Source organism: Rhodococcus sp. MSC1_016, assembly GCF_023667485.2.
Lineage (GTDB): Bacteria > Actinomycetota > Actinomycetes > Mycobacteriales > Mycobacteriaceae > Rhodococcus_F > Rhodococcus_F oxybenzonivorans.
Genome location: NZ_JAMOZI020000002.1, coordinates 252550 through 275346, shown reverse-complemented (window position 1 = coordinate 275346; position 22797 = coordinate 252550). Strand labels below are relative to the sequence as shown.

The window sequence follows — 22797 nt, the reverse complement described above, 5'->3', positions numbered from 1 at the left end:
GACGTCGCTGACCGCTCTCTGGGAATCGTCAGTCTCACTTGAAAATGATGGCACTGGCGCAATCCGCCTGGTCGACGAGAGCATCTATCCCGATCGGGGATCGAGCCTTTCGGCGGCGACCCGGAGCAGTTGCGAGTGGCGCTGGAGGACATTCGCTCTACTGCAACAGGACACTGGCCATGCAACAGGACACTGGCCATGCAACACGCCGCGTTGCATGCGCGGGATCGGTTGACCGTCTCCGTGCAGCTGCGGTCGACGGATCGCGCGGTCGGATCGAAGGTTTCGGGGACAGGCACAGCCGACGATTCGTTCAGTGGTAGTAGGGTGGCTCGATGTCCGGGTCGTCGGCGACGACGTCGACATCCGTGAGGGCCAGCGTAGCGGCGATCACTTCGGCGGATCCGCCTATCGTGGCGAAGTGTGGATCGACGTCAAACGTCACGCACCAGGCTCGGTCAGCTGGCCAGACGAACGCCGGGGGCGGCGCCGTGTCGCCTAGTAGTGCCTCGACCTGGGTGTTCCAGTCCGCGAAGTCTGCTAGCGAGCCATGAAAATGGAAGTACCCACGGTTCGGGATCGACACCCTCGGGGAAGAGTACTCGGTATGGAAGCTCGGCCAGCCTTCCCAGACCAGGAAATAGCAGTCCTCAGGCGTATCGGTGTACGGCGCTAACGCTGCCAGCACGATTCCAATCTGATCGTTGTCCTCCGGAACGTCGACGTGTACATCGGTCTCTGGCTGTCCTGGGTAAGACGGGTCAGGAATGGTCCGCAGGCGCGCGTACCTGTCGAAGCAGACCGGGCCCCGCACGGCAAGCCGCCACCAGTCCTCGGGCCGTTGTTCGATCCACCGCGCCGCCGCGATATCGGCGCACCGTGTAATGCTCACGCAGGACAGTATCGCTTTCTAAGGACACCGGTGCGACAAGGCCTGTCCGCGCCCAATCGCCCGCGAAGAAGGGACCGTCGGGCAGCTGAACCGGTCGGATAGTGGTCTCGATTGCCTGCGCTACCCCGTCAACGGTCGTCCTGTGGATCGTTCGGCTATCGGTCTCAGTCATCGAGGCCGTTGGGCCCCACGACCTCATCGGACCACTCGAACAACGAATCCGGAAGCCACTCGAAAACCTGAACTGCCCGGAGTTCTCCGGACAGTCGCCCATTGACCGATCCAATACGAAGAACCAGTCCGGTCTTGTCATCTATGACGAACTCCAAACGATCACCCGGGGTGTTTCGTGCCCCTAGAGTCAGCTGGTCGGCGACGAACGACCACCCACTGCGTCCGTCAACCTTTGCAGCGGTTGCGGAGGCCGAGTGGGCAAGAACGCCGGACCTCGACAGAAGTGAGTTGGGGCCGACGAACCACAGCGGATTGACGGGTTGCAGCACCGTGAATTGCCTCGCTGTGGCCTCCTGCCTTTGCATCGTGCCCTTTTCAGCGCGAACGCAAGGTCGCCGGTGCGGATGTACACAGGTTGCTCCGACACTTCAACGCGCCAACGATCCTGCGGACCATGCCAAACGGCGAAAGTGCCAGTCTGTTCGACGTCCTCGCGAACCCGGAACACGTAATCGATCGAGCATGACACGAAGAGGTCGTGGCTCGCCTCATGCCGGTTCACCGAATCGGCCCATGTTGGGACACCGTCGCTCACGTTCAGCCACGTTACTTTCGACGGCCCGCGACGCGAGACCTATTCCGGTCAGCGATCCCTCATCAGTTGTCGATCATTCTTCCTGGTGACCGGTACATCCTGCCTATCCTGGCAATGCTCCACTTTCGTCGAACCGTAGGAGAAACCTTGGCAATTGGTCGGTATCAGTCAGTAGTCCAAACCGACTACCACCAGTTCACGATCGAAGCCGGACCACCGCGAGAGCTGATCCACGGACACGATCCTCTTTTCCCGCTCGCACTGTTCGCCGGCGACATCCTCCGAGTGAACGTCGGAATCCGATCCGGCCCGGTCAACGTCACTGTCGAGTTGCACGACTAACCTCCTGAATACGACGACAGTGAGTGGGAAGACTCCGTCGAAGGTGACCTCGTCCACAACACTGACCAAGGCCTCAACGTCGTGTCATTCTGGGACATCGAACCACGAGCTGAAGGTGAGAACGCGCCCAGCCTCCGAGGCCTGACGCCACCGGGGCGAAGACAGTACCGTATTCGGATCTTCGCTCGCGGAAAGAACGTCCACTTCGACAGTTACCTCGAAGGCGATTCCGTCGAGGACTATCTCATCCAGATGTGGCCTACAACAGAGGCTGAACCTCCAAGACAGATCAAGCACACATCGGGTCGATGAGCGACAGGCGAGGTATCGCCGACCCACCAGCGGGACAGTCCGGTCGACCGCGCACCGGCGGACTGAAGGGTCCGCAAACGGATCCGCTCAAGGGCCGGTCTGTGGCTCTGTTTGGGCGCCCGCGCGGATGCAGAGGACCGAGATGTTCGTCAACGGTAGCGTGCACACCATGGACCGTCGCCGCCTGCTCACCGCAGTGGTCGCACTGACGGCACTGATAAGCGGATGCAGTCTGATCCGCGGACCAGCCCCTGATCGCGATCCTGCTGAGATCGTGGCCGCTGCGGTCTGTCGAATGCCGCAAGGCAGTGAATTGTTGGGCGTGACTCCACCGGCCGAATTGATGCGGGCGCCGTCGCCCCGCCCGGGAACGGTGCCGTCGGATTTCGAGCCGGTCGCGGCCATCACCTGCGACGAATGGCTCGCGAATTCGGTCGCCGCTGATCTCACAGGGAGTTTTGCCGAACACCGATGGGAGGGCGACTTCGCTGCGGCAATCGACAAGCTCAATGCCCCCTCTGAGGGCCAACGTCTGGATCAGAACAGTTGCGGAACGGCGAGTTTGGCGCCGATACCGGACTTGTGGCTCATAGACGCGCGCGGACGGGCACTACGCCCATCCTACCCTGTCGACGACTGTGGCTTCCTCAAGATCGGTGGACTCCGCGAGATCGAAAAACTAGACCAGGTCGATCGGATCGAACACTACGTCCGCCACACGCCGGACTCGCTGCAACAGCTGATGGGATGCAGCACGCGTCGGGTGACGCCTGAAATCGGCATTCAGCCCCTCTTCGCCGACCAGTACTGGGTCCGCAGTGCAGTCTGTCGCTATACCACCGACCCGGACGGAACTATCACCTTCACGGGAGCCGAAGAACTCCAGGACAGCCTGGGGCAGACATTCTTCTCGCTCCCGCTTGCGAACAATTGTTCGTCGGTCGCGAGCCTCACGGCTGGCACGACAGTGACACTAGCGGGGCCAGAGTATGTCGAACCGTTGGCGGTACTCATTGAAATCGATGGATGCCGCCGTGTACTCATTGACGAGCACATCGCCCTGCAAGCGTCAGACGACGTCATCGCGCAGGTCTCTTAGCTGGCAATTGTTCGTCGAGTCAAACGCTCCTTATGGGTGACCCGTAGGCGGATCCCTCCGCGGTTCAGTCGGAGTCGCCGAATCGGACCCAGGTCACCCCGTCGACCAGGGTGGCAGAGGGGAACTGCGGTTGGTCGAACGGTGTGTAGCCGACCGCATATGCCGCGATGCGTGCTCGAGGGTCGTCGAACTCTCGCAGGCGTTGTGCGCGGAGACCGCCGAGGTCGATGTCGAACGCAATCTTCTTGTCTCCGTCGACCAGATGCCAGGTGTAGCGGACGATGACCCGGTCGCGGCCGTGCAGGCTCACCTCCTCGAAGGTGAACCATCGGCGATCACCCATCCGGCCGAGCCGGTCGGCGAGGGTGGCGGCGAGGTGGGAAACGAACTCGAGTGCCCACACCTCGGGGGCGGGCGCCTTCGGGTGTGGTACCAGGTCAGCGTCGATCATGTCGCCGTGCCGGCGAAGGTAGGTGAGCAGCTCACGATTCTCGGGGACGAGTTTCTCCGCGTAGGCGCGGCGACCTCCACAGACGAGGAGCCACTTGAAGTCGCTGGGCGCGAGCCGGGGGGTGGGGGGATCGACGAACACGGCGAAGAACGCGGGACGGACCCGCAACTGCGCCATGTCGTTGAGGACTCGATATGCGTAGTCCGCCAGGTCACCCAGCACCACCCGCACCCAGGCGATCTGCTCTCTGACCGGCAGATCCACTGCCCGAGACTTGATGTCGGGTTCCTCCGCGCTGCTGCCGGTGGAACGTGCGCTGATTGCCACCCGGATCATGCGGGTGGCGGCGGTTCTGTCGAACGTGCCCAGGAACTGGGGATCCTGCCATCCCAGGGACACCGTGACGCGCACGTCGGCCATCTCGACGCTCGGGGCGGTGAACGCCGGACCGACCTCATGCACCGGTGTGCGGTCGGGATTGGTCACGGCGGACAGGTAGTTGCGCATTGGTCCGAGCTCGACGTCACTTCGGCCGTGTATTACCCCGGCCAGCTGAGCGGGTGTTCGGTCCACGCCCTCACGCATGGTCCCTGCCCTCGAGTTCCGCGGTGCGGCTCATCAGCCACGCGATCGTTTGCATTTCCTTGTGCTCGGGCATCGCGTATCGCTCCCAAAAACTCCATCCGGAGACGAAGAGAGCGAGTTTACACCCGAACCTCACAACCCCTGTTCGGACGGAGACTGCCGCCGCCCCATCCGCGAAAGCCATAGCCACGTACGGGTTGCTACCTTGCGGCAATGACTCCGCTCCAGTCCAGTTCCAATAGCGAGCCGCGGCCGGACGGATAGCGCCGGGGCACAAGGCGACGGCAGTCGTTGCTTGTTCCGGAAGCGGATCCTTGACTGGTATCTGGGGCCACCGTCGAACCCGGGGTGCGTAGAGCGGGAGTCGAGTAAGGGTGGGGCGTGTATTCCGCTTCGCTAGCATCGTGCATCGTGACCGACAGCGCCCTGGACGAACGAGAACTCACCAACCGATCGGTTCCGCCCCGGCTGTCGTACCGAGAAGGTGTGCGTGGGCGCCTGCGGCTCATGTCGGTGGTTTCCTCCGTCCTCGCGATCCTGGCCGCGTTGTCGGTGCCCTTTCTGCCGGTGGAGCAGGAAGCGGCGAGCCTTTCCTGGCCGCAGGCGGATTCGGTGACGAGTATCGATGCACCGTTGGTGTCGTATGCGCCGCTGAAGCTGGAGGTGGTGATTCCCGCCGCGGCCGTACAACAGTTGTCGGGAACGGGCGGTGTCGTGGTGTCGACATCGCCGCCGGGCGCGGAGAATGCCGAGCGCTTCGGCTTCATCGCCCGAGTGTCCCCCGCCACCGAGGCCAGGCCCGCGCAACTCGACATCGTCCAGCGGAACCAGACGTTGCTATCGCTTCCCGTCGACGACCTCGCCGGAAGATCGATTTCGGTTGCCTCGACCGCGGAGCGCACCATCGCCCAGGTAGCCGGTGGGGAGGGCGTCACCCGTGAGGGCGATGTCCGCCCCCAGATGGTGGGCGTGTTCAGCGACCTGGAGGGGGCGGCCCCGCCGGGTCTGGCAGTGCACGCGGAGCTCGATACCCGGTTCTCGACCTCACCGTCGGCGGTGAAGCTGGCCGCGATGGTCGTTGCTGTCCTCGCGGCACTGATCGCGTTGATCGGCCTGCACCGGATCGACACCATGGATGGCCGCCGCGCCCGCCGCTTCCTGCCTGCCCGCTGGTGGCAGTTGAGTTTGATCGATGGTGCCGTGATCGGCACCCTGGTGGTGTGGCACTTCATCGGTGCCACCACCTCCGATGACGGATACCAGTTCACGATGGCCCGGGCGTCGGTGGAATCGGGCTACATGGCCAATTACTTCCGTTGGTTCGGGGTGCCGGAGGCCCCGTTCGGGACACCGTATTACGACCTGTTCGCTCTGCTGGCCCAGGTGTCGACGGCCAGCCCCTGGGTTCGGTTGCCGGCGTTGCTTGCCGGGGTCATCGGCTGGTTGGTGATCAGCCGGGAGGTAGCTCCCCGTCTCGGGGTCGCGGTCCGCCGCAACCGCCTCGCCCTGTGGACTGGGGCGTTGGTGTTTCTCGCGTTCTGGTTGCCCTACAACAACGGGCTCCGCCCGGAACCGGTTGTTGCCGTCGGGGTGTTACTGACCTGGTGTTCGGTCGAACGCGCGATCGCGACGCGCCGATTGCTTCCTGCCGCGGTCGCGATCCTGGTCGGCGCTCTGACGGTGACCGCCGGCCCGTCGGGCATCATCTGTTTCGGCGCCCTGATCGCCGGTGCCCGCCCGGTGCTGCAGATCGTCGTCGCCCGCGCGAAAGCGGTCGGCTACCTCGCCCTGCTCGGGCCGTTGGCAGCGGCGGGGCTGGTCATCTTGGTCGCCGCGTTCGCGGACCAGACCCTTGCCGCGGTCCAGGAGATGCAGCGTGTCCACGCGGTCGGGCCGTCGATGCCGTGGTTCCAGGAGTACATGCGTTACCAATGGTTGTTCCTGATCGGAGCCGACGGCTCGGTGGCCCGCCGGTTCCCGGTCCTGGTGATGGCGTTCTCGATCGTGGTCACCATGGTGGTGATGCTGCGTCGTGGTGGCCGGATCCCGGCCACCGCGGTTGGGCCCTCCCGGCGGATCATCGGGATCACCCTCGCCGCGATGGTGCTGATGATGTTCACCCCCACCAAATGGACGCACCACTTCGGGGTGTTCGCGGGTTTGGCGGGTTCGCTCGCCGTGCTGACGGCCATTGCGGTCAGTCCGGTGGTGGTGCGGTCCCGACGTAACCGGGCGCTCCTCGCGGCGGCCGTCCTGTTCCTCCTCGCGTTGACCTTCACCGGCAGCAACAGCTGGTGGTACGTATCGAGTTACGGCGTCCCCTGGTGGGACAAGCCGGTGATGGTCGCCGGGTTCGGCGGCGGGACGATTCTGCTCGCGGCCACCCTGCTGCTCGGCCTCGTCGCCGCATGGCGTTTCTTCCGGGAACCCTACGAACACCGCGCCCACACCCCGAGCAGGTGGTGGTCGATTCCGCCGCTCACCGTCGCGGCCGCCGGGATGGTGGTGTTCTGCCTGCTGTCGATGGTCAAAGGTGCAGCCGCGCAGTACCCCGCGTTCTCCCTCGCCCGGTCGAACATAGGCGCCCTTGCCGGACACTCCTGTGGGCTGGCCGACGACATTCTCGTCGAGACCGACCCGAATGCCTCGATGCTGCAGCCGGTCACCGTCCCCGCTGCGGAGGCACTGGGCCGGCAGAGTCAGGGTTTCACACCGAACGGCGTCGCGGGCGACCTTCAAGCCGACGAAGAGGCATCCTCCGAAGGCATGGCGAACTCCCTCGACAACGACGACGCCCCCTCCAGCAACACCGCGGGAACCGGCGGCGGGCAAGGCGCTGTCGGCAGCAACGGCAGCACCGTGGCACTGCCGTTCGGTCTCGATCCCGCTACCACCGCGGTACTGGGCACCTTCGGCAGCAGTGGACCGGCATCGCTCATCTCCGACTGGTTCGCGCTCCCCGCGGACGGCGACCTCATCACCATCGCCGCCGCCGGCCGCATTCAGTCGGTCGACTCCGATGGCATCGTCACCCCAGGAGGCAGAGTCGAACTCGAATACGGCACACACCAGCCCGGCGGCACAGTGGAGGTGTTGGGAACAGCTTTGCCGCTCGACATCGGCCCGGCGCCATCGTGGCGGAATCTCCGGGTGCCGTTCGACCAGCTTCCTCCCGAGGCGAACGCCGTCCGCATCGTCGCCCACACCGATCCTGGTGAGCCCGAACAGTGGCTCGCCGTCACGCCACCGCGCGTTCCCCGGACCCAGACCCTCAACGAGCTCCTCGGCTCACACACCCCGACCATGATCGACTGGGAAGTCGCGTTGCAGTTCCCCTGCCAGCAACCCTTCAACCATCACCTCGGCGTCGCCGAGATCCCCGAGTACCGAATTCTGCCCGACCGCCCCGGAGCGATCATGACCAGCCTGTGGCAGGACCACTTCGGCGGCGGGCCGCTCGGCTGGATCGACCTGACCACCACCAGCCGCACCATCCCCACCTACCTCGCCGGTGACTGGGACCGCGACTGGGGAGGGCTCGAGCAGTACACACACCGCGACCCCAATGCCGAACCAGCCCAACTCAACACCACACGCACGCACCGTTCAGGGACATGGAATCCGGCACCGATCAACACCACCTGGTAACGAAGAGTCGAATGATCCGGCGGCCTCAGCCCGCTTCTGCCGAGGCGACGGGCCAGATCGGGATCAAGTACGTCGCGCCTCGGTGCTCCTCGATGTCATCCAGAAGCCCGATCGCCCACTGGGACTGAACAACCTGCTTCGGATCCGATTGACCCGCTACGACCGTCATGCCCGACACAAAACCTTCCGTTTGGTCTCTTTCTGTGGAAAGGTGGCTCTGCATGGGGGAGTTCGAAGTGAATGCGGCCGCCCTGTTTCATGCGGATACGGAGCAAGGCATCACTCCGATGGTCGCCCTCAGCTACAACGTCACGCCGGCCATGCGCACGCCGTTGTTGCGCACGTTGACGGAACGCGGATGGCGTGACCCCAGTGCTGTATTCAAAGGTGACCGTCACGCGTTGACGACGGGGATCCTGCCGATGCGCTCGACGGACGGGCGCACGTTCCGGATCGAGGACGGCCACGATCTGCTCTTTGAGGGAGTTGTGGTGCCACCGCCGGGGTGGACCAAGTACGTTCACGATCTCGGCGCCGTAGGCGTGCTCGCCGGCGCGGACCTCATGTCTGCTCCCGACTGGGAACGGCGGCTGCCTGAACTCGCCCGGGCGAACGCAGTCCTAGGCTCCGTGGCGACGGTCACCCTTACCGCAGCGGGCAGCGATGACATGCACCTCTTTGCGCGTCGTGTGCTTTCCGGGTTGAGGCCTGTTCTAGCCGCCGACACGCTCGATGACGTGAGGTTCGCCGTCGAGGACGACCGACCGCATGATGCCGTCTTGGCTGCCATTCGAGGGGCGGTCACGCACCAGGTGCTAGTTCCTCGGGACGTTTTCGACATGGTGCAGGCCCGCGTCTTCGATAAGTCCGCTTTCGGACGGAAGGACGCATGGGTACTCAAGCGGCTCCTGAGAAAAGTCAAAGTCACCCATCTTTAGGACTGTGCAGCGGTCACGGCCCGACCCGCCTCCGATTGCCGATCGTCATCCGGTGCCGATGGGCGTTCCTAACCGGGACCTCACAACCGTCGAGTCCCAGCCTGCGACTTCGGCTCAGCGCAGGACTGCCTGTACGACGTCCGGGCGGTTCAGGGAAGCAACACACCAGGCGAAGTGCCCGTCCCTGCCGCCGGCGTCGTACACGTTCGCGGTGATCAGCGAGTACGCCGCGCGGTAGACCAGAAGTGCCTCACGCTGGTAGCCCAGGCGCTCCTCGATTTGCGTGTAGAGGCCGAGTTCGGTGTCCAGGGCGGATTCGCTGTACATGTCGAAGATCGAGGCGGCCACGGCCGCGTCGAAGACCGGGTCGCCTTCCGTGGTGAAGAAGCCCCAGTCGAGGACTGCGCTCGCGGCTCCGTTGTCGTTCACCAGGATGTTGTCCGGGATCAGGTCGCCGTGGATGAGGGAGCGTTGTCCACTGTCGATCTCGCGCAGCCGCCCGCGCAGCGCGTCGATCTTCTTGTCGAGTTCCTCGACGGCAGGGTCGAGAACCTGCCGGAATCGGGCGAGGCGACGCTCGGCCAAGGCCCCGAGAGCCTCCGGGAAGTCCTCGGCCGCGTCGTAGAGCGAGATGTCCTCGTCCATCACTGACAGAAGTCGCCCCTCGGGCAGCGGCCCGCTTCCCGCCAGCTCGGCCAGCACGTCGACACACGTGGACCGGGCCTCGTCGAGGCTGGTCCGACCGGCCTCGAGGTGGTTGGTGATGTTCGTGCCGGCCAGCCGCTGCTCGATCGTGACGCAGAGTCCCTCGACGACGTGAACCTCGTGGATTCGCGGGATCGAAAACTGGAAGGACTTGCCGGCCAACGTGTTGTAGAAGACCCGATCCCGCTGCAGGGACGCCTCCGACTCGCCGAACCAAATCTTCGCGACTCGGTCGTGATCGATCTCGTACACGACTCCCTCCATCCCCTGACCCAGCAGTCGAGGGTCCGCGCCGCCGGTCCAGCGGTACAGGATCCGAGTCGCTTCGTCGTGGGAGGGGCGGTTCATTGGGCTATCTTCTCCAGGGTTGCGTGCTGTCTGCCGACTTCACCCTCAGGAGCGCATACCCGCATCCCTTGGTGTGCCCACCTCAGGCAGCCGGAGAAGATCGAGCATCAAAAATCCGGGACGCTGCATCAGCTGCGCGTAATCCTCCGGCCACGCCTGACGCATACTCTCCGCGGGACGAGGCTCGATAACCTGGCGGATCACGAAGCCGGCATCCGTGGCGGCCGCGCATAATTCGCTGAGCGGTTCACGCCAATACTGAACCTCCTGCTCGCCCCCACCGACGCGCCAGATGTCTGTTTCGAGCACCACATCGAAATACGAACCGCCCTTACGGAGCCAATCGGTCGTGGCGTGCTGCGTCGAGATCACACATCGACCACCCGGCCGCAGCATTCGAAAGAACTCACGGAATGTGGCGCGACGATCAGCAGCGTAGTGAATCGCCAAGGCACACAGGACGCGGTCGAAGGATCCGTCGTGATACGGCAACGGCTGGTCGAGGCTTGCCTGCCGGATCTCTACACCCTCACCCACGCGTTGCCGGGCGAGTCGGATCATTTCCTCGCTGCCATCGAATCCCCGCACCCGAGCGCCGCCCTCGATCAACTCCTGGAGGTAGAAACCTGGGCCGCACGCCGCATCCAAAACGTCTTGGTCCGCGACCGTCCCTAGCGCGGCGAGCATCGCGGGCCGGTCATAGTGCGCGTTGGCCGCCCCACCAGCTGCATGATCTGCGAAATCCTGTCCCATCGCGTCGTACGCCGCCCAAGAATCCATGCTGAGGAACGATACTTCGTCCGAAAAATTGCTTAGTCACGGGAAGCTTCATCGGGGTGGATATCGTCGCCGAAGGGCCCAGCGCCGCCGGTAAAACCACGTGGTGCCGGGCCACCGGTGGACCGTTCGTCGCCGAATACAGCCCGACAGGCCAGGAACCGGATGGGTCCGATCCGGTCGAGCAGGCAACCTATTGGGCGCAGGCCAACGCCCAGCGGTGGACACAGGCGCTGGAATCGGAGAACGCCACGGGTATCGCGGTGTGCGACAGCGACCCGCTGAAACTGCATTACAGCTGGTGCCTGGCCGCAGTGGGCGCGGCACCGGTCACCCGATTCGAGCACGAACTCGCCGCGGTCCGGCGCATGTTCGCACGGCAGCGGCTCGGTTTCGCCGATGTGGTGCTGTTGTCGATCCCCGATCCGCAGCAGCTAGTGCGGCAACGAGCAGCGGACCCCACTCGACGACGCCGTCATTTCGACCTACACGCCGCTCTCGCCGAACCGCTGGCCGAATGGTACGGCGCCCTGGATCGACTCGACCCGGGCCGCGTCCTCCACGGTTTCCCGACTGAGGTCGACATCGCGAAGCTGACGCCACCACGCCCGGACCGCCACGACACAGAACTGCTGGATAGGTTGATCGACGAGCTGCCCGCACTTTGATGCACTCACACATCGACGGACACCGATTCGAGCCGCTCAGGGGTGCTCGGCTGAGCCCTGATCGGCGGGAACGACCGGTGGACGATCGTGGCACCGAGACGAAGACTGCCGGTGAGGAACTCGGCGACTCGGTCGATCTCGGTGGGCGTGCAGTTCACCAGTGTTTTGACCTCAACGTCGCGTTTCATGACGTCAACGGTGAGCGCGACCGCGGTGATACCGGTGGTCGAGTCGGTACCACGGAACAGGTCGACGCCTTCGCCGTCGACTGCTGTGGTGCCAATCAGATAGCCATAGTCCAGCGGGTAAATCACGGAGGGATACCTCGGGTGGGCAGTTCCTTTCGGTCGATTTATCCGCGTCTCGGCCGAGGAGACGAGACTGTCGAGGGCATCGAAGAACGACATCTGCATCAACACAGTCTGTGCCATCTACGAGGCTCCGATCTGTCCGGTTAAGCATCGGCGAACGGGTACAGGCGCGAGCCTCGGTCTGGTGAACTACCGAAGAGACTGCACGTCGCCGTTCTGCCGGTAGCTCTAGTTTGATTCCGGCGTTGGCGATCTATGGCGCCCTCCTGGGAGTGCTCGCGTCGTTGGCGTGGAGGTGGATCGGGCCGCCGACCTTCGGGCCGCCGGGCCCGATACGTGCGATCGCCAGATTCTCGGACGAACCACCGTCCCCATCCTGGGTGCCGACGTGGCCATGGATGGCCGCCGCACTGATTGTGTTAGGGGCAATAGTTCTCGCTGCTGTCGGCTACGGACTAGCCGGTTCTCGATGGTCCTGGTGCGCGATGGACTTGGCCCCCGACGCCCGCTGATTGCGCTCTTGATGGCGCTCGGATTCGGCGCAGGTGTTATCGCAGCGCTCACCATAGTGGCTGTTCCGTACGGCACTGCGATCGAGCATTTCGGCGACCGACTGCCGTCACTGACACGGATAACGATGTCCGACACCGATCTGCTGTGGTGGTTGATCGCACCAGCCGGCGCTCTGTTTGGCGCAGCCGTCGGGGTGGTCATGACCACGTACGACTGGCGCGACTATGGCGTGCGATGCCGGAATGGTGACCGTTCGACGGGTGTCGATGAGGGATCCTTGATCGGGTGGCTATTGACCGAACGTGAAGCGCAGGTTCGCGTTGATGAGTTCGTTGATTCGTTGCGCATGCGGACGATTGTTTCCCCATCCGGCACCAGTTCGTCGACGATCAACGTCCAGGACAAAGTGGTGCTGCCGTGTGGTGGGCCAATGATGCCGAAGCGGATCCGTGCATCCGGTCGCCACAGCCAGATCGATGTCCATACGACGAGGTTCGGATCGGCAGCTTCTGGGATCGAGGGACGTTGTTCGTCGTTGTGCAGGATCAGCCACGGACGAGTCGGGTCGCGGTCGGGCTTAGTGAGGGCTTCGTAGACGATGCGAGGCGGCGGCGGTTGGGTCCGGCTCCGGCTGGCGATTTCGGGCACACCGAACCATATCGCTGCCTCTCATTTTCCGATTGCCGATCCCTCAGCCGTTGTCGATCATTCCTGGTGACCGGTACATCCTGCCTATCCTGGCAATGCTCCACTTTCGTCGAACCGTAGGAGAAACCTTGGCAATTGGTCGGTATCAGTCAGTAGTCCAAACCGACTACCACCAGTTCACGATCGAAGCCGGACCACCGCGAGAGCTGATCCACGGACACGATCCTCTTTTCCCGCTCGCACTGTTCGCCGGCGACATCCTCCGAGTGAACGTCGGAATCCGATCCGGCCCGGTCAACGTCACTGTCGAGTTGCACGACTAACCTCCTGAATACGACGACAGTGAGTGGGAAGACTCCGTCGAAGGTGACCTCGTCCACAACACTGACCAAGGCCTCAACGTCGTGTCATTCTGGGACATCGAACCACGAGCTGAAGGTGAGAACGCGCCCAGCCTCCGAGGCCTGACGCCACCGGGGCGAAGACAGTACCGTATTCGGATCTTCGCTCGCGGAAAGAACGTCCACTTCGACAGTTACCTCGAAGGCGATCCCGTCGAGGACTATCTCATCCAGATGTGGCCTACAACAGAGGCTGAACCTCCGAGACAGATCAAGCACACATCGGGTCGATGAGCGACAGTCGAGGTATCGCCGACCCACCAGCGGGACAGTCCGGTCGACCGCGCACCGGCGCACGAAAGGCTCCACAAGCGGATGACGACCGGCGCACGGGACACCGCTAGCTCCGACGGAAAAACTACCGGCAGTGACGGCCCAATGCCTTGACGATCACCCGTCCACTCGATGCAGGTCGTCACCTTCCAGACTTGAACTGGTGCACCGTGCTTGCGGCCACCTCTGACGTCGGCCACATCTCGACGAGATACTTCTCGTCGTCACCGATCTCGTCGACGCGACCGTCCAGTGCCATAGGAGTTGTTGGATAGCAACCAGATCCACGCTTCCCACGACAGGGAGTTCGGTACTGAGGGCAATATCGAACCGTGAGTGCGTGTATGAGTGTTCGTAGTCCGTCGGCGTCGAGGTAGTCGACCAGGGCCTGGCGAGCGTGGTCAGGTCGACCTCCAGGCGGCGGAAGGTGCGCGTGACCTTCGCGGCGGTGACGGGAGATCCTGTCGGCAGCCGATTTTCGGATTCAGGTGTGGGATCCGGATCGGGGTTCTTGTGTTTCCGCTGTTGTTCGGCGGCCCAGGTTTGGACCTGGGCCTCGGGCGGCACCTGTGCGAGAGAGCGGGCGGTGCGGACGGCGAGTTCGCCGTAGCGGAGTGCGGTTTGCAGCTCGGGGGGCGAGTTTGAGCAGGGATCGGCAGTACGAGATCCACGCTTTGGACTTGTTGAGCATGAGTGCCGCCTTGATGACGGCGTTGCCGAAGGACAGGGAGACCTCGAGGTCGGCGAGGACGGCGGCGAGGAACAACGCCCGCGGCCCGCCATAGAGGAAGGCGGCCACCAGGGCGGCGACCGCAACTAGCACCGACACCCCGAAAATGCGCACGACCACGACTACCACCCCCTTCACCCCGCAAGGGTGCCGCCTGAGCGCCACAACCGCCCGACCGCGACACACGGACAACACCTTAACTTTCGGTTGCTGCCGGGTCCGCTGGAACGTCATCGCCAGTGTGCGCCGCAGCGGGGCCCGCTCAGGTGACCTCGTGAGCCGGTGGGTGGGCTCGCTGTAAATCGCCGCCAGGTCGATGTCAACCCGGTATCCGACTGCGTTTCGGGGTGGTGGACCGGAACTTAAGTCCTACGGATTCCTGGTCCGCGCTGGGAGATCCAGGCGTCGCCGAGCACGATGTGTCGTCGGGGCTGCCCCGCGGATCCGCTAGCCGTTGCGGAGAGTTTCGGGCTTGGCCCGCCTTCCGACACGTAATTCGACTCGAGTGGAGAGCGATCCATCTACGGGCCGCCGGCAAGCCAGAGTTGGCGACGTGCGATGGCTTGCATCTCTGCTCGATGGCATCCGGTCGCAACGGGGCCGGTGGATTGCTGTGTAGATCTGCCTGCCGCTGTTGGAAGAACTCGATGGGGTTCATTCCGAAGTCAAACTTGATCTGCTCTTCCGTTTACGACCTCAACTGAAAACTGAGTACAGCTGCCAGAACACACGCCCGCGCAACCCGCATCGCAGGCGCCACCTTGACCGCCCTCGCCGCCGGATGCGGCAATGACGACGATCGACGGAGAGGTCGAGAGCCCCCACATCCCGATCCTTCGAACACCGAGGTGGGAACCCGGTGGGGCGCGGCGTGCACTCGGGGCTTGACTTAGAAACGCGATACCGTTGAATCCATGCGGCGGATTCTGATGTTCGGTGCAGTGACGGGTGCGGCTCTTTACATGACCGCGTTCATCCACCACGCACCATCCGAACTATGCCGCGGCCGCATTGTTCCGACCGGCATCCTTGCCAGCTCTGATTTCGTCACCTATTTCTCCAACGCGACACGGGCATGGTTGCCGATCGTCGCAGCGAGGTGTCAGGTTACGTTCGCGACCGGTGGTCGGACTTCTGCAGTGATTGTGGATTGGTCGGCGACTGCGACCGCAGTTCTCGGTCTCGCTGTGTTGACGGCCTCTGCATGGCTGTTGTGGCGCACCCGACCCATACCTCGCGTAACGACCGATGCCGGTCGTCCGGGCCTGGATGACCAATGACGATGGCCAAAGGTGCAGCCGCGCAGTACCAGACTTTGGGGGTTTCAGTTTCAGAAGTGGGCTGGACGCTTCAGGACTCGACTGCACATCTGGTCCAACTACTCGCTGGGGCCCGATCAAGGGTTGATGACGCCATAAGCGAGGGGATTCGGTGTATGCAACGGGTCAGGCCTACCGACGAGCGGGTGATCGGTAAGTGGCTCGCCGAGAATGGCCAGGCCGCCGCGGTGCAGGGTCAGTCCGGTAACCGATGCAACCAGCACAACTGTCTTGTCGTGCACTAGAAGCATGATCGTTGATGCAGCGACGTGATCGGCACGGAACTTCCAGATCCCACGGCCGCGCTCCCACAGTTCTTGCGGCGTGAGATCCGGGGCGTAACCGACATGTGTTCGGCCGAGCGGGTCGTCGAGGTCGGCGGGTGAGGATTCGCCGAGCGTCACCCGTACGGCCGAGATCCGCGTTGGGAGCTGCTTCGGGCGGAATCGTTGCAGCTCGGACAACGCCGCGCTCTTCCGGTTCCGGGGGATGTGGGTGAAGTTCGGGTAGTGCCTGTCTGCGAGGTTGGCCGGAGGCAGCTCACCGGTCGCGGTGAAGCGTTGCTGCTCGCAGAATTGCACGCGCCGCTCGAGATCGTCCTGTAGGGGTGCGTCGAGGATGTCGAAGCCGAGCTTCTTCAGCGCCCATCCCATCTCGCTGGCATGCGAGCCGGGAAGAAACCGGTCGCGAAAGTGTCCGGCATCTTCCGGCACAGCCGAGTGCATCTCTTCTCGGCAACTCCGCGGCAGCGCGTCGAGGACGCGCAGCATGCACGCCCCGAGCAGACTCGATGTCGGATAACTCAATATGGGTCGATGTTCGACGGTCTCAATAGCGACGTACAGGCTGACCATCCGCACGAAGTAGGCCTCCACCAGCGGGAAGATCTCGTCCCACCACTCGACTGTGTCGGCCGCCTTGCTGCAGAACAGGGTGTAGTGGGGGCTGTCATCGAGGATGCGGACCGCGGCGGCGGCCGAGTCTTCATGCGCGTCGAGGATCAGGCGCATGTGCTCTGTGATCTCGCACTTGTCGCACGGGTGGGTGAGCACTCGAAAGGTGGATTCGCTGGGCCGGAGGCTGCGGTGGCCGCAACTGTAAACCACGCAGCCAGGCGCTACGCAGTACAGGCATGCGGTGAGATCCCCGTTCTACCACCTGGCGGGCGATCGCCGTTGCAACGGTGAATCTCGCCACTCATGACCCACGGGGCATCGCCACCACAGCATCTCGTGGGAAGAGTTCGTGATCGCATCAAGATCGACCCCGGTATTGCGGGTCGGATGTAGTTGGCGAAACAGCTCTGGATGCTCTTCTTTGAAACGCACACGCCCCCTCAAGGTTCAACAGCGGTATCAATACTCTCTGTTCTACTACTCATTGCTGTCGCGTTCTTCGCATGGTTGCGGGTCCTTCCTCACGTCCACGAGGTCGCCGAAACCGCGACGACGAAGGCTGCGGACGAGGCTGGCCGATGGCGTGTGACTGCGGAGCCACTCGGCGATACCGATGGATTGCGATACGTGATCAGCACTGCCCAGTTTCAGTCGGTTGAGTAGTCCCCCCGTGGTGTTCGGTTCCGGCATTGGCGATCCGATCGGCAGAAAGGCACTCTCGTCGTAGAACCGTTCATTGATCTCCATGCGGATCGTCCGTTCGAGTCGGGGCTTCCTGCGGCCATCGACAACAGGATATGGACCGGGCTGAGCAGCGGCTGGCACTCAGAAAGCCTCATCGAGGATTCCATCCAGCTCCGCCAACAGTTGGACAGCGCAGTCTTCGACGTTAATTAGGAGGTCGATGACGTCGCTCAAGCCCTGATGGACGCTGCGGCGGGCCGTAATCCCCGGTTCGTAATAGTGCGGATCGTGGACAATATCCCATCGACCAAAGCACATGTCAGGCACCGATTCCGGCTGCGACCGTGGTGAAAAAGTTTGTGCAGGAGCTTTGCCGGACAGGCGGGCGTGGGTTATTGCCGCGACGACAGGTGCGGTCGACGGCGTTAGAGCGAGCGGAGAATAACCCCAGTGGTTAATCGAGGTCAGCAGCGGTCTGCCATCGGCGCGATCCGCGGACTCGAAGCCGGTGAGGTCGCGATCGGCTTCGAAGTGCCCAGGGGCTGGGCGGGTGCTGTGGTTCTGAGCAGAAATCCCAGGATCTCGGTCCACTGTCGTTTGACCGCCACGATGGGTATCTCGGATGATTTGGAGAGGTCGATTCGGTCACCGGCAATGCTCAGCAGTAGGGATGCACTGCGATCGCCTGTTGCAGTGGCATCCCGGTTGCGAAGCCAGGGGCAGAGGATGACGGCATCGCGCCGGCCGAATAATCCTGCCGGCGACCCGGTGACAGGAATCTGCGCGAGTCGCTCGGCGACGATAGCTGACACTCGTTGCACACGAGAAGCTCTCGTTTGAGGGAACGACTGATCGCTTCATCAGTGCCAGGTGCGAGGTGTCCCTGCCCACGGTGGACGGTGTTGATCACGCTGACCCGACGTCGTCGGGTGGCCGGCGCAGTCGGGTGATCGTGCAGGAAGCGGGCCAGCTGATGCGGTGTGGCCGGTAGCAGCAGCCTTGGGTCGCTCGGGGAAGGGTAGTTCCTGGTCGATCGCAATGCCGGGACGGTAGCTGCACCCTCCGAAAGGGGACGCGGAAAACGTAGCCCGCGACGAACCCGAGGACTCCGGTGCGCTCAGATTCGCCCGATCAACAGGGTGAAACCACCGAGCCATGTTCTAGGTCCCGTCCCCAGCCAAAGCCCTGCCTCATCTTGCCTCTGACAACGCTCTAGCGTTCGTTGGACCAAGCTCGTCGATCGACACGTAGAGAGGCCCGTACCAAGCAGGTGCGGGCCTCTGTGGGTGGTGCGACTAGATCCCGAGTACGAAGATCTTGTTGGTGACGGCAGAATTCGAGATCGTGATCGAGGGCGGTGTCGACGACGTTCCCGGAGTGAACTTCACCGACTGGATCCCGACCTTGTAGCTGTTGCCACTCCCGTTGACGGGGCCGCCCCGGAGCGTGCTGTAGAAAAGTCCGCGGGGGTCGTCCGACTTCACGTAGCTGACGCGAGGGGCGATCCCTGCAGGATTGGAGCTGCGTGCGACGAGGGAGTCGGGGCTGTTGATGCTTGCGGGCGACACGGTCGGGATCACGGTACTCGAACCGCCCTTCGGGAGAAGGAGCTCGATGGCCTTCTCAACGACCTCCATGATGACGTAATCCTTGGCGGCGTTCTTGATCTCCTTCAACCACTTGACGTTCTGGAGGGACTTGATGATCGCCCCTCCGGGGCCCTGCGCGGCGACGGGGGCTGTGTGAGCGACGGGAGCCGCCCCGGCGATGGGAGCGCCGACGGCAGTCCCGAGAACGGTGAGGGTCGCGACAACGGCTGCGATGGTGGCGGTACGGGTGCGCGTGGACATGATGTACCTCTCGATAGGGCAGGTACCCCGGCTTGGTGACCTACTCAAAACAACGTAAGCGCGAAACCGCCGCCGTTCCAGCCCAATAAGCTATCCATTAATGGCATACTGCGCAGATGGCGAACATAGCCGATCCGGCATGGCAGCGATTCAGAGATTTCATCTCAGGGGACATGAGGGCATCGACACCGCGTGAGCTCGCCGAACTCTTCAACGACGAACAGGTGACAGCCAAGACGATCATCGACTGGCGACGCGGTCATGGCAGACCCAAACTTGCCGATCTGCCCCGCCTGAGCAACAAGTGGACGTCCTCGGCGGCACATCACGGCGACGTCGACGAGCTCTTCTTCGCCCGAATGCTGGGAGCCGTACCCGACGCCGACGAGGCGCTCGCGCACGAGGTGTGGCTCCACCGAAGGGTCTTCGAGCTTCGCAGCGAGCTACGCGACCTCGAGACGTCGGTACGGAACTCGGATACCACCGAAGCAACCGGGGCGATCGTCGCCGCAACCACCGCCACTCAGAACTGGGCAGTCGCGGTCCAGCCAGCCATCGAGGGCCCTGATGGTCTGGAGTTCCATGTGGCCGACTATCTCGATTTCCGACGGGTCTATGCCAACCACAGCGATGCCTCCCTCAAGACCGAGCGCGCAGAACTCGAACGTGAACTGCACCCGGTGTTGGACAGGTACGGCGCGGTGTATGCCCCCACCGCTCCTACGCAATGGCGCAGCGCCGCGGACTCGCGCGACGAGCGGAAAAATGATGCCGAACCTCAAACTCACCGGCTGCGGTACTCGGTACGCCACACGATCGCCGAGCGCAGCCCTGATCGTCAGTGGCCCTACAAGCATGTCCCTGCAGTTGCGGTGGTGTCGTTGACCGACGGGCCGTGGCCTGCCGATGTCGCCGCACTCATCGCCCGAATGCTCGGCTACGGCTTCTTCACCACTCGCAAGATCGCCCAGGGATACCGGGTCAACGACGAGATCCCGACCAGTGACGAGCTGAACGACTACCGTTCGCGACTCCACGCCGAGCACCTACGGAAGCCCTGGCCACGCTACGTATGGGCGCACAGGGGCACCGACGTCGCTCCTGGAAGATTTCTACCGACGCTGCCTGCGGATCCAGCGCACACCACTCCTCAGAGCGGCCCTCTGCACGTTGTATGGCTCCGCGAGAAGCCAAAACTCGTCAACGACTTGGTGAAAGGGAGGGGGCTGAACGGGACGCAAGAAGCTGCGATCAGGCATGGCCGCATCGAAGTCGAGCAGCAAGTGAGGGCGCTATCCGAGGTCTCCGAACACGTGCAGGTTCACACCATCGACTGTGAATCGGTCGGTCCAGGGCACGACGACCGCAAGGGTCCACGATGGGACCGCTCCTTCCGGCTCGCGAGAGAGGCGGCCGAGCTCATCCTCGGCGCCGGATTCGAGGACGTCATCGAGCCTCACATCAGCGAACTGAGCACCAAACGACACCGAGACCCCATCGACGCGTGCATGGTCGAATGGCTGGGCAGGGACACCCTGCACCGCCAGTCGAATACCGCGTCGTGAGCCGCGCCGCTAGGCCATCGGTGAACACGACGGCGTCCACCCTCGGTGGAGAGCTGGCACGAGCGATGAAGAGCCACGGCACCCAACACACACCCCTCCGGGCGATAATCTGGCGTTCGCTCGTCATGGATAGCACCACTGGACCGGCACCTGTAAACAGGTTTGTCACCCGGTTAGAAGGAATGGCCTTTACGCCAGCCGCTCCAATTCCGAAGTTCCTCCAGTGTATTGGGTATGTACCGTCATGATTAGCGCACGATTTGTCCGGTATGACAGGGGTCCGCGGCGGCGCGGGGTGCTTGACTTCCTGCGACAATGAAGCGGGTGGCGTTCCGTCGCCCGGGCAGTAGTGTCTGCCTGGCTGTAACCGGAGCGGAAGGAGTTCGCAGGTGGCGCGGAAAATGGTCGTGGAGCTGGTCGACGACCTCGACGGCACTCTCATCGAGGCCGGCGAGGGCGAGCACATCACGTTCTCGGTGAACGGTGTCGACTACGAGATCGACCTCAAGACGAAGAACGCCCGAGAATTCCTCAAGACGATGGACTTCTACATCGAACATGCCACCAAGGTCGGGAGCCAGAAGCGCCGTCCGACCGCAAAGGCCGGCTCGGCGCGGTCCCGGTCGCGGGCCCGGGAGGTGCGGGAGTGGGCGGCCGCGAGTGGCTACGAAGTATCTGCACGCGGCCGGATCCCCGCCGACGTCCAGGAAGCGTTCGACGCAGCGCACTGACCCCCTTGCAACACTAGGCGGCCGCGCCGGCTCCGTGCTGAACCGTGCGCGGCCTGAACACGACCGATACTCCGGAATGCCGGGCACGCCTGATCGACGCAGTACCCCCGATGGTCTCGCTCGACACGTCGTGTCGACGTGAAGACTCGGGCAGTCGCGGATCGGCCGGAGCGAAAACATGAGGGATCATGTTCCAACTCAGGCGCTTCAAGGGCCTCTGACGGGGAAGCCGCGACACCAGGTGTCAGCGGCTTCTCTGCTCGGGCCACGCTACGCCCTGTAAGTCTGACCCGGTCAGGGTGACGGTGCCCGGCAGTGGGCAAGAGGTCGCTCGAAGCGACGATTCTGATGTGGTACCGGGGCATTGGATCGAACCGCGTGCTCAACGGTCCCGCGGCCGCTGATATTCCAGCCTTCGCCGGTCAGGCGGCGATGTCGAGCAATGCTAGGCGCTGATTTGCACCCAGGCTCGCGATCCAGCGGGTGCCAGGGATCGACAGCTCCCCGAGGATCTGCGTCGTCCGCATCTGACGAAAAGCACTCCGCCGCGGTGCGACGGCGGCCACGCATAACCTCGGTGGCATCCACGCCCCTGATTCATCACGAAGACTAGGACACAGCGCTCCGCCAATCTGCCTGATGAGATCTGGGACCGGCTACTCACCAAACGCCGCGCCGTGGCCTGCCAGCCACTTTCGGATCCACGAGTTTAAGGATGACTGCAAAGACCCGCGGTGATTGCCGTCGTAAGTCCGGTCGATCACCATCTCACCGTTCGTGAGAGCGCCGCCGATACTCCGCATAGTCACTCGCCCGCGAGCACGATCAGTCAGATCCTCCACGGCCCTACGATCCGGGGTCAAGCCCTCGTGCCACACTCTCGCCAAGACTGCACCACAGCGCGGCGCTGAATCGTGTCAAACGGCGCGAACAGCTCTGGCCAGCCTTCCTCGACATTGAATTCCTCGGAGACGTCGTGGCTGCGATGCGCGTCACTAGGAGTCGAAACTCCCCTCCAGCTGTACGACCCCCATCTACCAGCCAAACGGTGAGATTCGGTCGCCGCGGAGGGAAGGAAGCGGCGGGAGAATCACCCCAACAAACCGCTCTGCAACTGAAACAGGCCGCCGCACATCCGATCCGAGGAATCTCCGCGGATCAGGACCGGCAAAATCACCGGTCTGGTCAGTGTGTGCAGCGACCTGTTGCTCGTCGCAGCAATAACCATAAACCGCCCTACCGACAACAATCCGCGGTGAGATGAAATCGGGCTGGCGCGCCGGACAGGTTAGCCGCCATCACCGTCTATGGCATCGGCGCCGCAGGCGCCCACAGGGTTCGA

General features: G+C 63.4%; 20 protein-coding genes. 6 read left to right on the top strand and 14 right to left on the bottom strand.

Annotation, left to right across the window (positions count from 1 at the left end):
• Positions 1-313: 313 nt before the first annotated feature.
• Together L1080_RS33600 and L1080_RS33595 are read right to left on the bottom strand one after the other, a co-directional pair.
• Entirely contained in the window at positions 314-892 is a 579-nt protein-coding gene (locus tag L1080_RS33600; protein WP_250775429.1) for a hypothetical protein, read from the bottom strand.
• Positions 893-1829: 937 nt separating this feature from the next.
• The gene (locus L1080_RS33595; protein ID WP_250775431.1) at positions 1830-2060 is read right to left on the bottom strand and encodes a hypothetical protein; all 231 of its coding nucleotides are present in this window, start codon (positions 2058-2060) and stop codon (positions 1830-1832) included.
• A gap of 397 nt (positions 2061-2457) precedes the next feature.
• Here L1080_RS33595 and L1080_RS33590 point away from each other — a divergent pair, with 397 nt between their 5' ends.
• Positions 2458-3414 (top strand): hypothetical protein, encoded by a 957-nt coding sequence (locus L1080_RS33590; RefSeq protein ID WP_250775433.1) that lies wholly within the window; start codon positions 2458-2460, stop codon positions 3412-3414.
• Between the two features lie 64 nt (positions 3415-3478).
• Here L1080_RS33590 and L1080_RS33585 read toward each other — a convergent pair whose 3' ends face one another.
• Positions 3479-4438 carry a hypothetical protein gene (locus L1080_RS33585; protein ID WP_250775435.1) on the bottom strand — a complete coding sequence of 320 codons (960 nt, stop codon included), beginning with the start codon at positions 4436-4438 and terminating at the stop codon, positions 3479-3481.
• 519 nt (positions 4439-4957) lie between these two features.
• Here L1080_RS33585 and L1080_RS33580 point away from each other — a divergent pair.
• Positions 4958-8098 (top strand): arabinosyltransferase domain-containing protein, encoded by a 3141-nt coding sequence (locus L1080_RS33580; protein ID WP_250775736.1) that lies wholly within the window; start codon positions 4958-4960, stop codon positions 8096-8098.
• 25 nt (positions 8099-8123) lie between these two features.
• Here the strand turns inward: L1080_RS33580 and L1080_RS33575 are convergent, their stop codons facing one another.
• The gene (locus tag L1080_RS33575; RefSeq protein ID WP_250775437.1) at positions 8124-8267 is read right to left on the bottom strand and encodes a hypothetical protein; all 144 of its coding nucleotides are present in this window, start codon (positions 8265-8267) and stop codon (positions 8124-8126) included.
• Positions 8268-8319: 52 nt separating this feature from the next.
• On the opposite strand from L1080_RS33575, the gene L1080_RS33570 reads away from it, so the two are divergent.
• Complete coding sequence (locus L1080_RS33570; protein WP_250775439.1) at positions 8320-9036, top strand: hypothetical protein; 717 nt, start codon at positions 8320-8322, stop codon at positions 9034-9036.
• Positions 9037-9150: 114 nt separating this feature from the next.
• Here the strand turns inward: L1080_RS33570 and L1080_RS33565 are convergent, their stop codons facing one another.
• Together L1080_RS33565 and L1080_RS33560 are read right to left on the bottom strand one after the other, a co-directional pair.
• On the bottom strand, positions 9151-10089 hold the full coding sequence (locus L1080_RS33565; protein WP_250775441.1) for a phosphotransferase family protein: 939 nt from the start codon (positions 10087-10089) through the stop codon (positions 9151-9153).
• 45 nt (positions 10090-10134) lie between these two features.
• Positions 10135-10869 carry a class I SAM-dependent methyltransferase gene (locus tag L1080_RS33560; protein WP_250775442.1) on the bottom strand — a complete coding sequence of 245 codons (735 nt, stop codon included), beginning with the start codon at positions 10867-10869 and terminating at the stop codon, positions 10135-10137.
• 56 nt (positions 10870-10925) lie between these two features.
• Here L1080_RS33560 and L1080_RS33555 point away from each other — a divergent pair, with 56 nt between their 5' ends.
• Positions 10926-11534, top strand: coding sequence for a hypothetical protein (locus tag L1080_RS33555; protein WP_250775443.1), 609 nt, complete (start codon positions 10926-10928; stop codon positions 11532-11534).
• Positions 11535-11539: 5 nt separating this feature from the next.
• Here L1080_RS33555 and L1080_RS33550 read toward each other — a convergent pair whose 3' ends face one another.
• From L1080_RS33550 to L1080_RS33515, 8 genes are all read right to left on the bottom strand, one after another.
• Positions 11540-11965, bottom strand: coding sequence for an inorganic pyrophosphatase (locus L1080_RS33550; RefSeq protein ID WP_250775444.1), 426 nt, complete (start codon positions 11963-11965; stop codon positions 11540-11542).
• Between the two features lie 615 nt (positions 11966-12580).
• Positions 12581-13006, bottom strand: a complete 426-nt coding sequence (locus L1080_RS33545) for a hypothetical protein (protein ID WP_250775445.1) — start codon at positions 13004-13006, stop codon at positions 12581-12583.
• Positions 13007-13155: 149 nt separating this feature from the next.
• Complete coding sequence (locus tag L1080_RS33540; RefSeq protein ID WP_250775431.1) at positions 13156-13386, bottom strand: hypothetical protein; 231 nt, start codon at positions 13384-13386, stop codon at positions 13156-13158.
• 778 nt (positions 13387-14164) lie between these two features.
• A complete protein-coding gene (locus L1080_RS33535) occupies positions 14165-14548 on the bottom strand; it encodes a hypothetical protein (RefSeq protein WP_250775755.1) in 384 nt (127 codons plus the stop codon).
• Positions 14549-15806: 1258 nt separating this feature from the next.
• Positions 15807-16739, bottom strand: coding sequence for a hypothetical protein (locus L1080_RS33530; protein WP_250775446.1), 933 nt, complete (start codon positions 16737-16739; stop codon positions 15807-15809).
• Positions 16740-16880: 141 nt separating this feature from the next.
• On the bottom strand, positions 16881-17057 hold the full coding sequence (locus L1080_RS33525; protein ID WP_250775447.1) for a zinc-ribbon domain-containing protein: 177 nt from the start codon (positions 17055-17057) through the stop codon (positions 16881-16883).
• 393 nt (positions 17058-17450) lie between these two features.
• Positions 17451-17900, bottom strand: coding sequence for a hypothetical protein (locus tag L1080_RS33520; protein ID WP_250775448.1), 450 nt, complete (start codon positions 17898-17900; stop codon positions 17451-17453).
• Positions 17901-18604: 704 nt separating this feature from the next.
• Entirely contained in the window at positions 18605-19159 is a 555-nt protein-coding gene (locus L1080_RS33515) for a hypothetical protein (RefSeq protein ID WP_250775449.1), read from the bottom strand.
• A gap of 116 nt (positions 19160-19275) precedes the next feature.
• Between L1080_RS33515 and L1080_RS33510 the strand changes: the two genes are divergently transcribed.
• Together L1080_RS33510 and L1080_RS33505 are read left to right on the top strand one after the other, a co-directional pair.
• Positions 19276-20724, top strand: coding sequence for a hypothetical protein (locus L1080_RS33510; protein ID WP_250775452.1), 1449 nt, complete (start codon positions 19276-19278; stop codon positions 20722-20724).
• 389 nt (positions 20725-21113) lie between these two features.
• Positions 21114-21455 (top strand): histone-like nucleoid-structuring protein Lsr2, encoded by a 342-nt coding sequence (locus tag L1080_RS33505; RefSeq protein WP_250775454.1) that lies wholly within the window; start codon positions 21114-21116, stop codon positions 21453-21455.
• The last annotated feature ends 1342 nt before the right edge of the window (positions 21456-22797 follow it).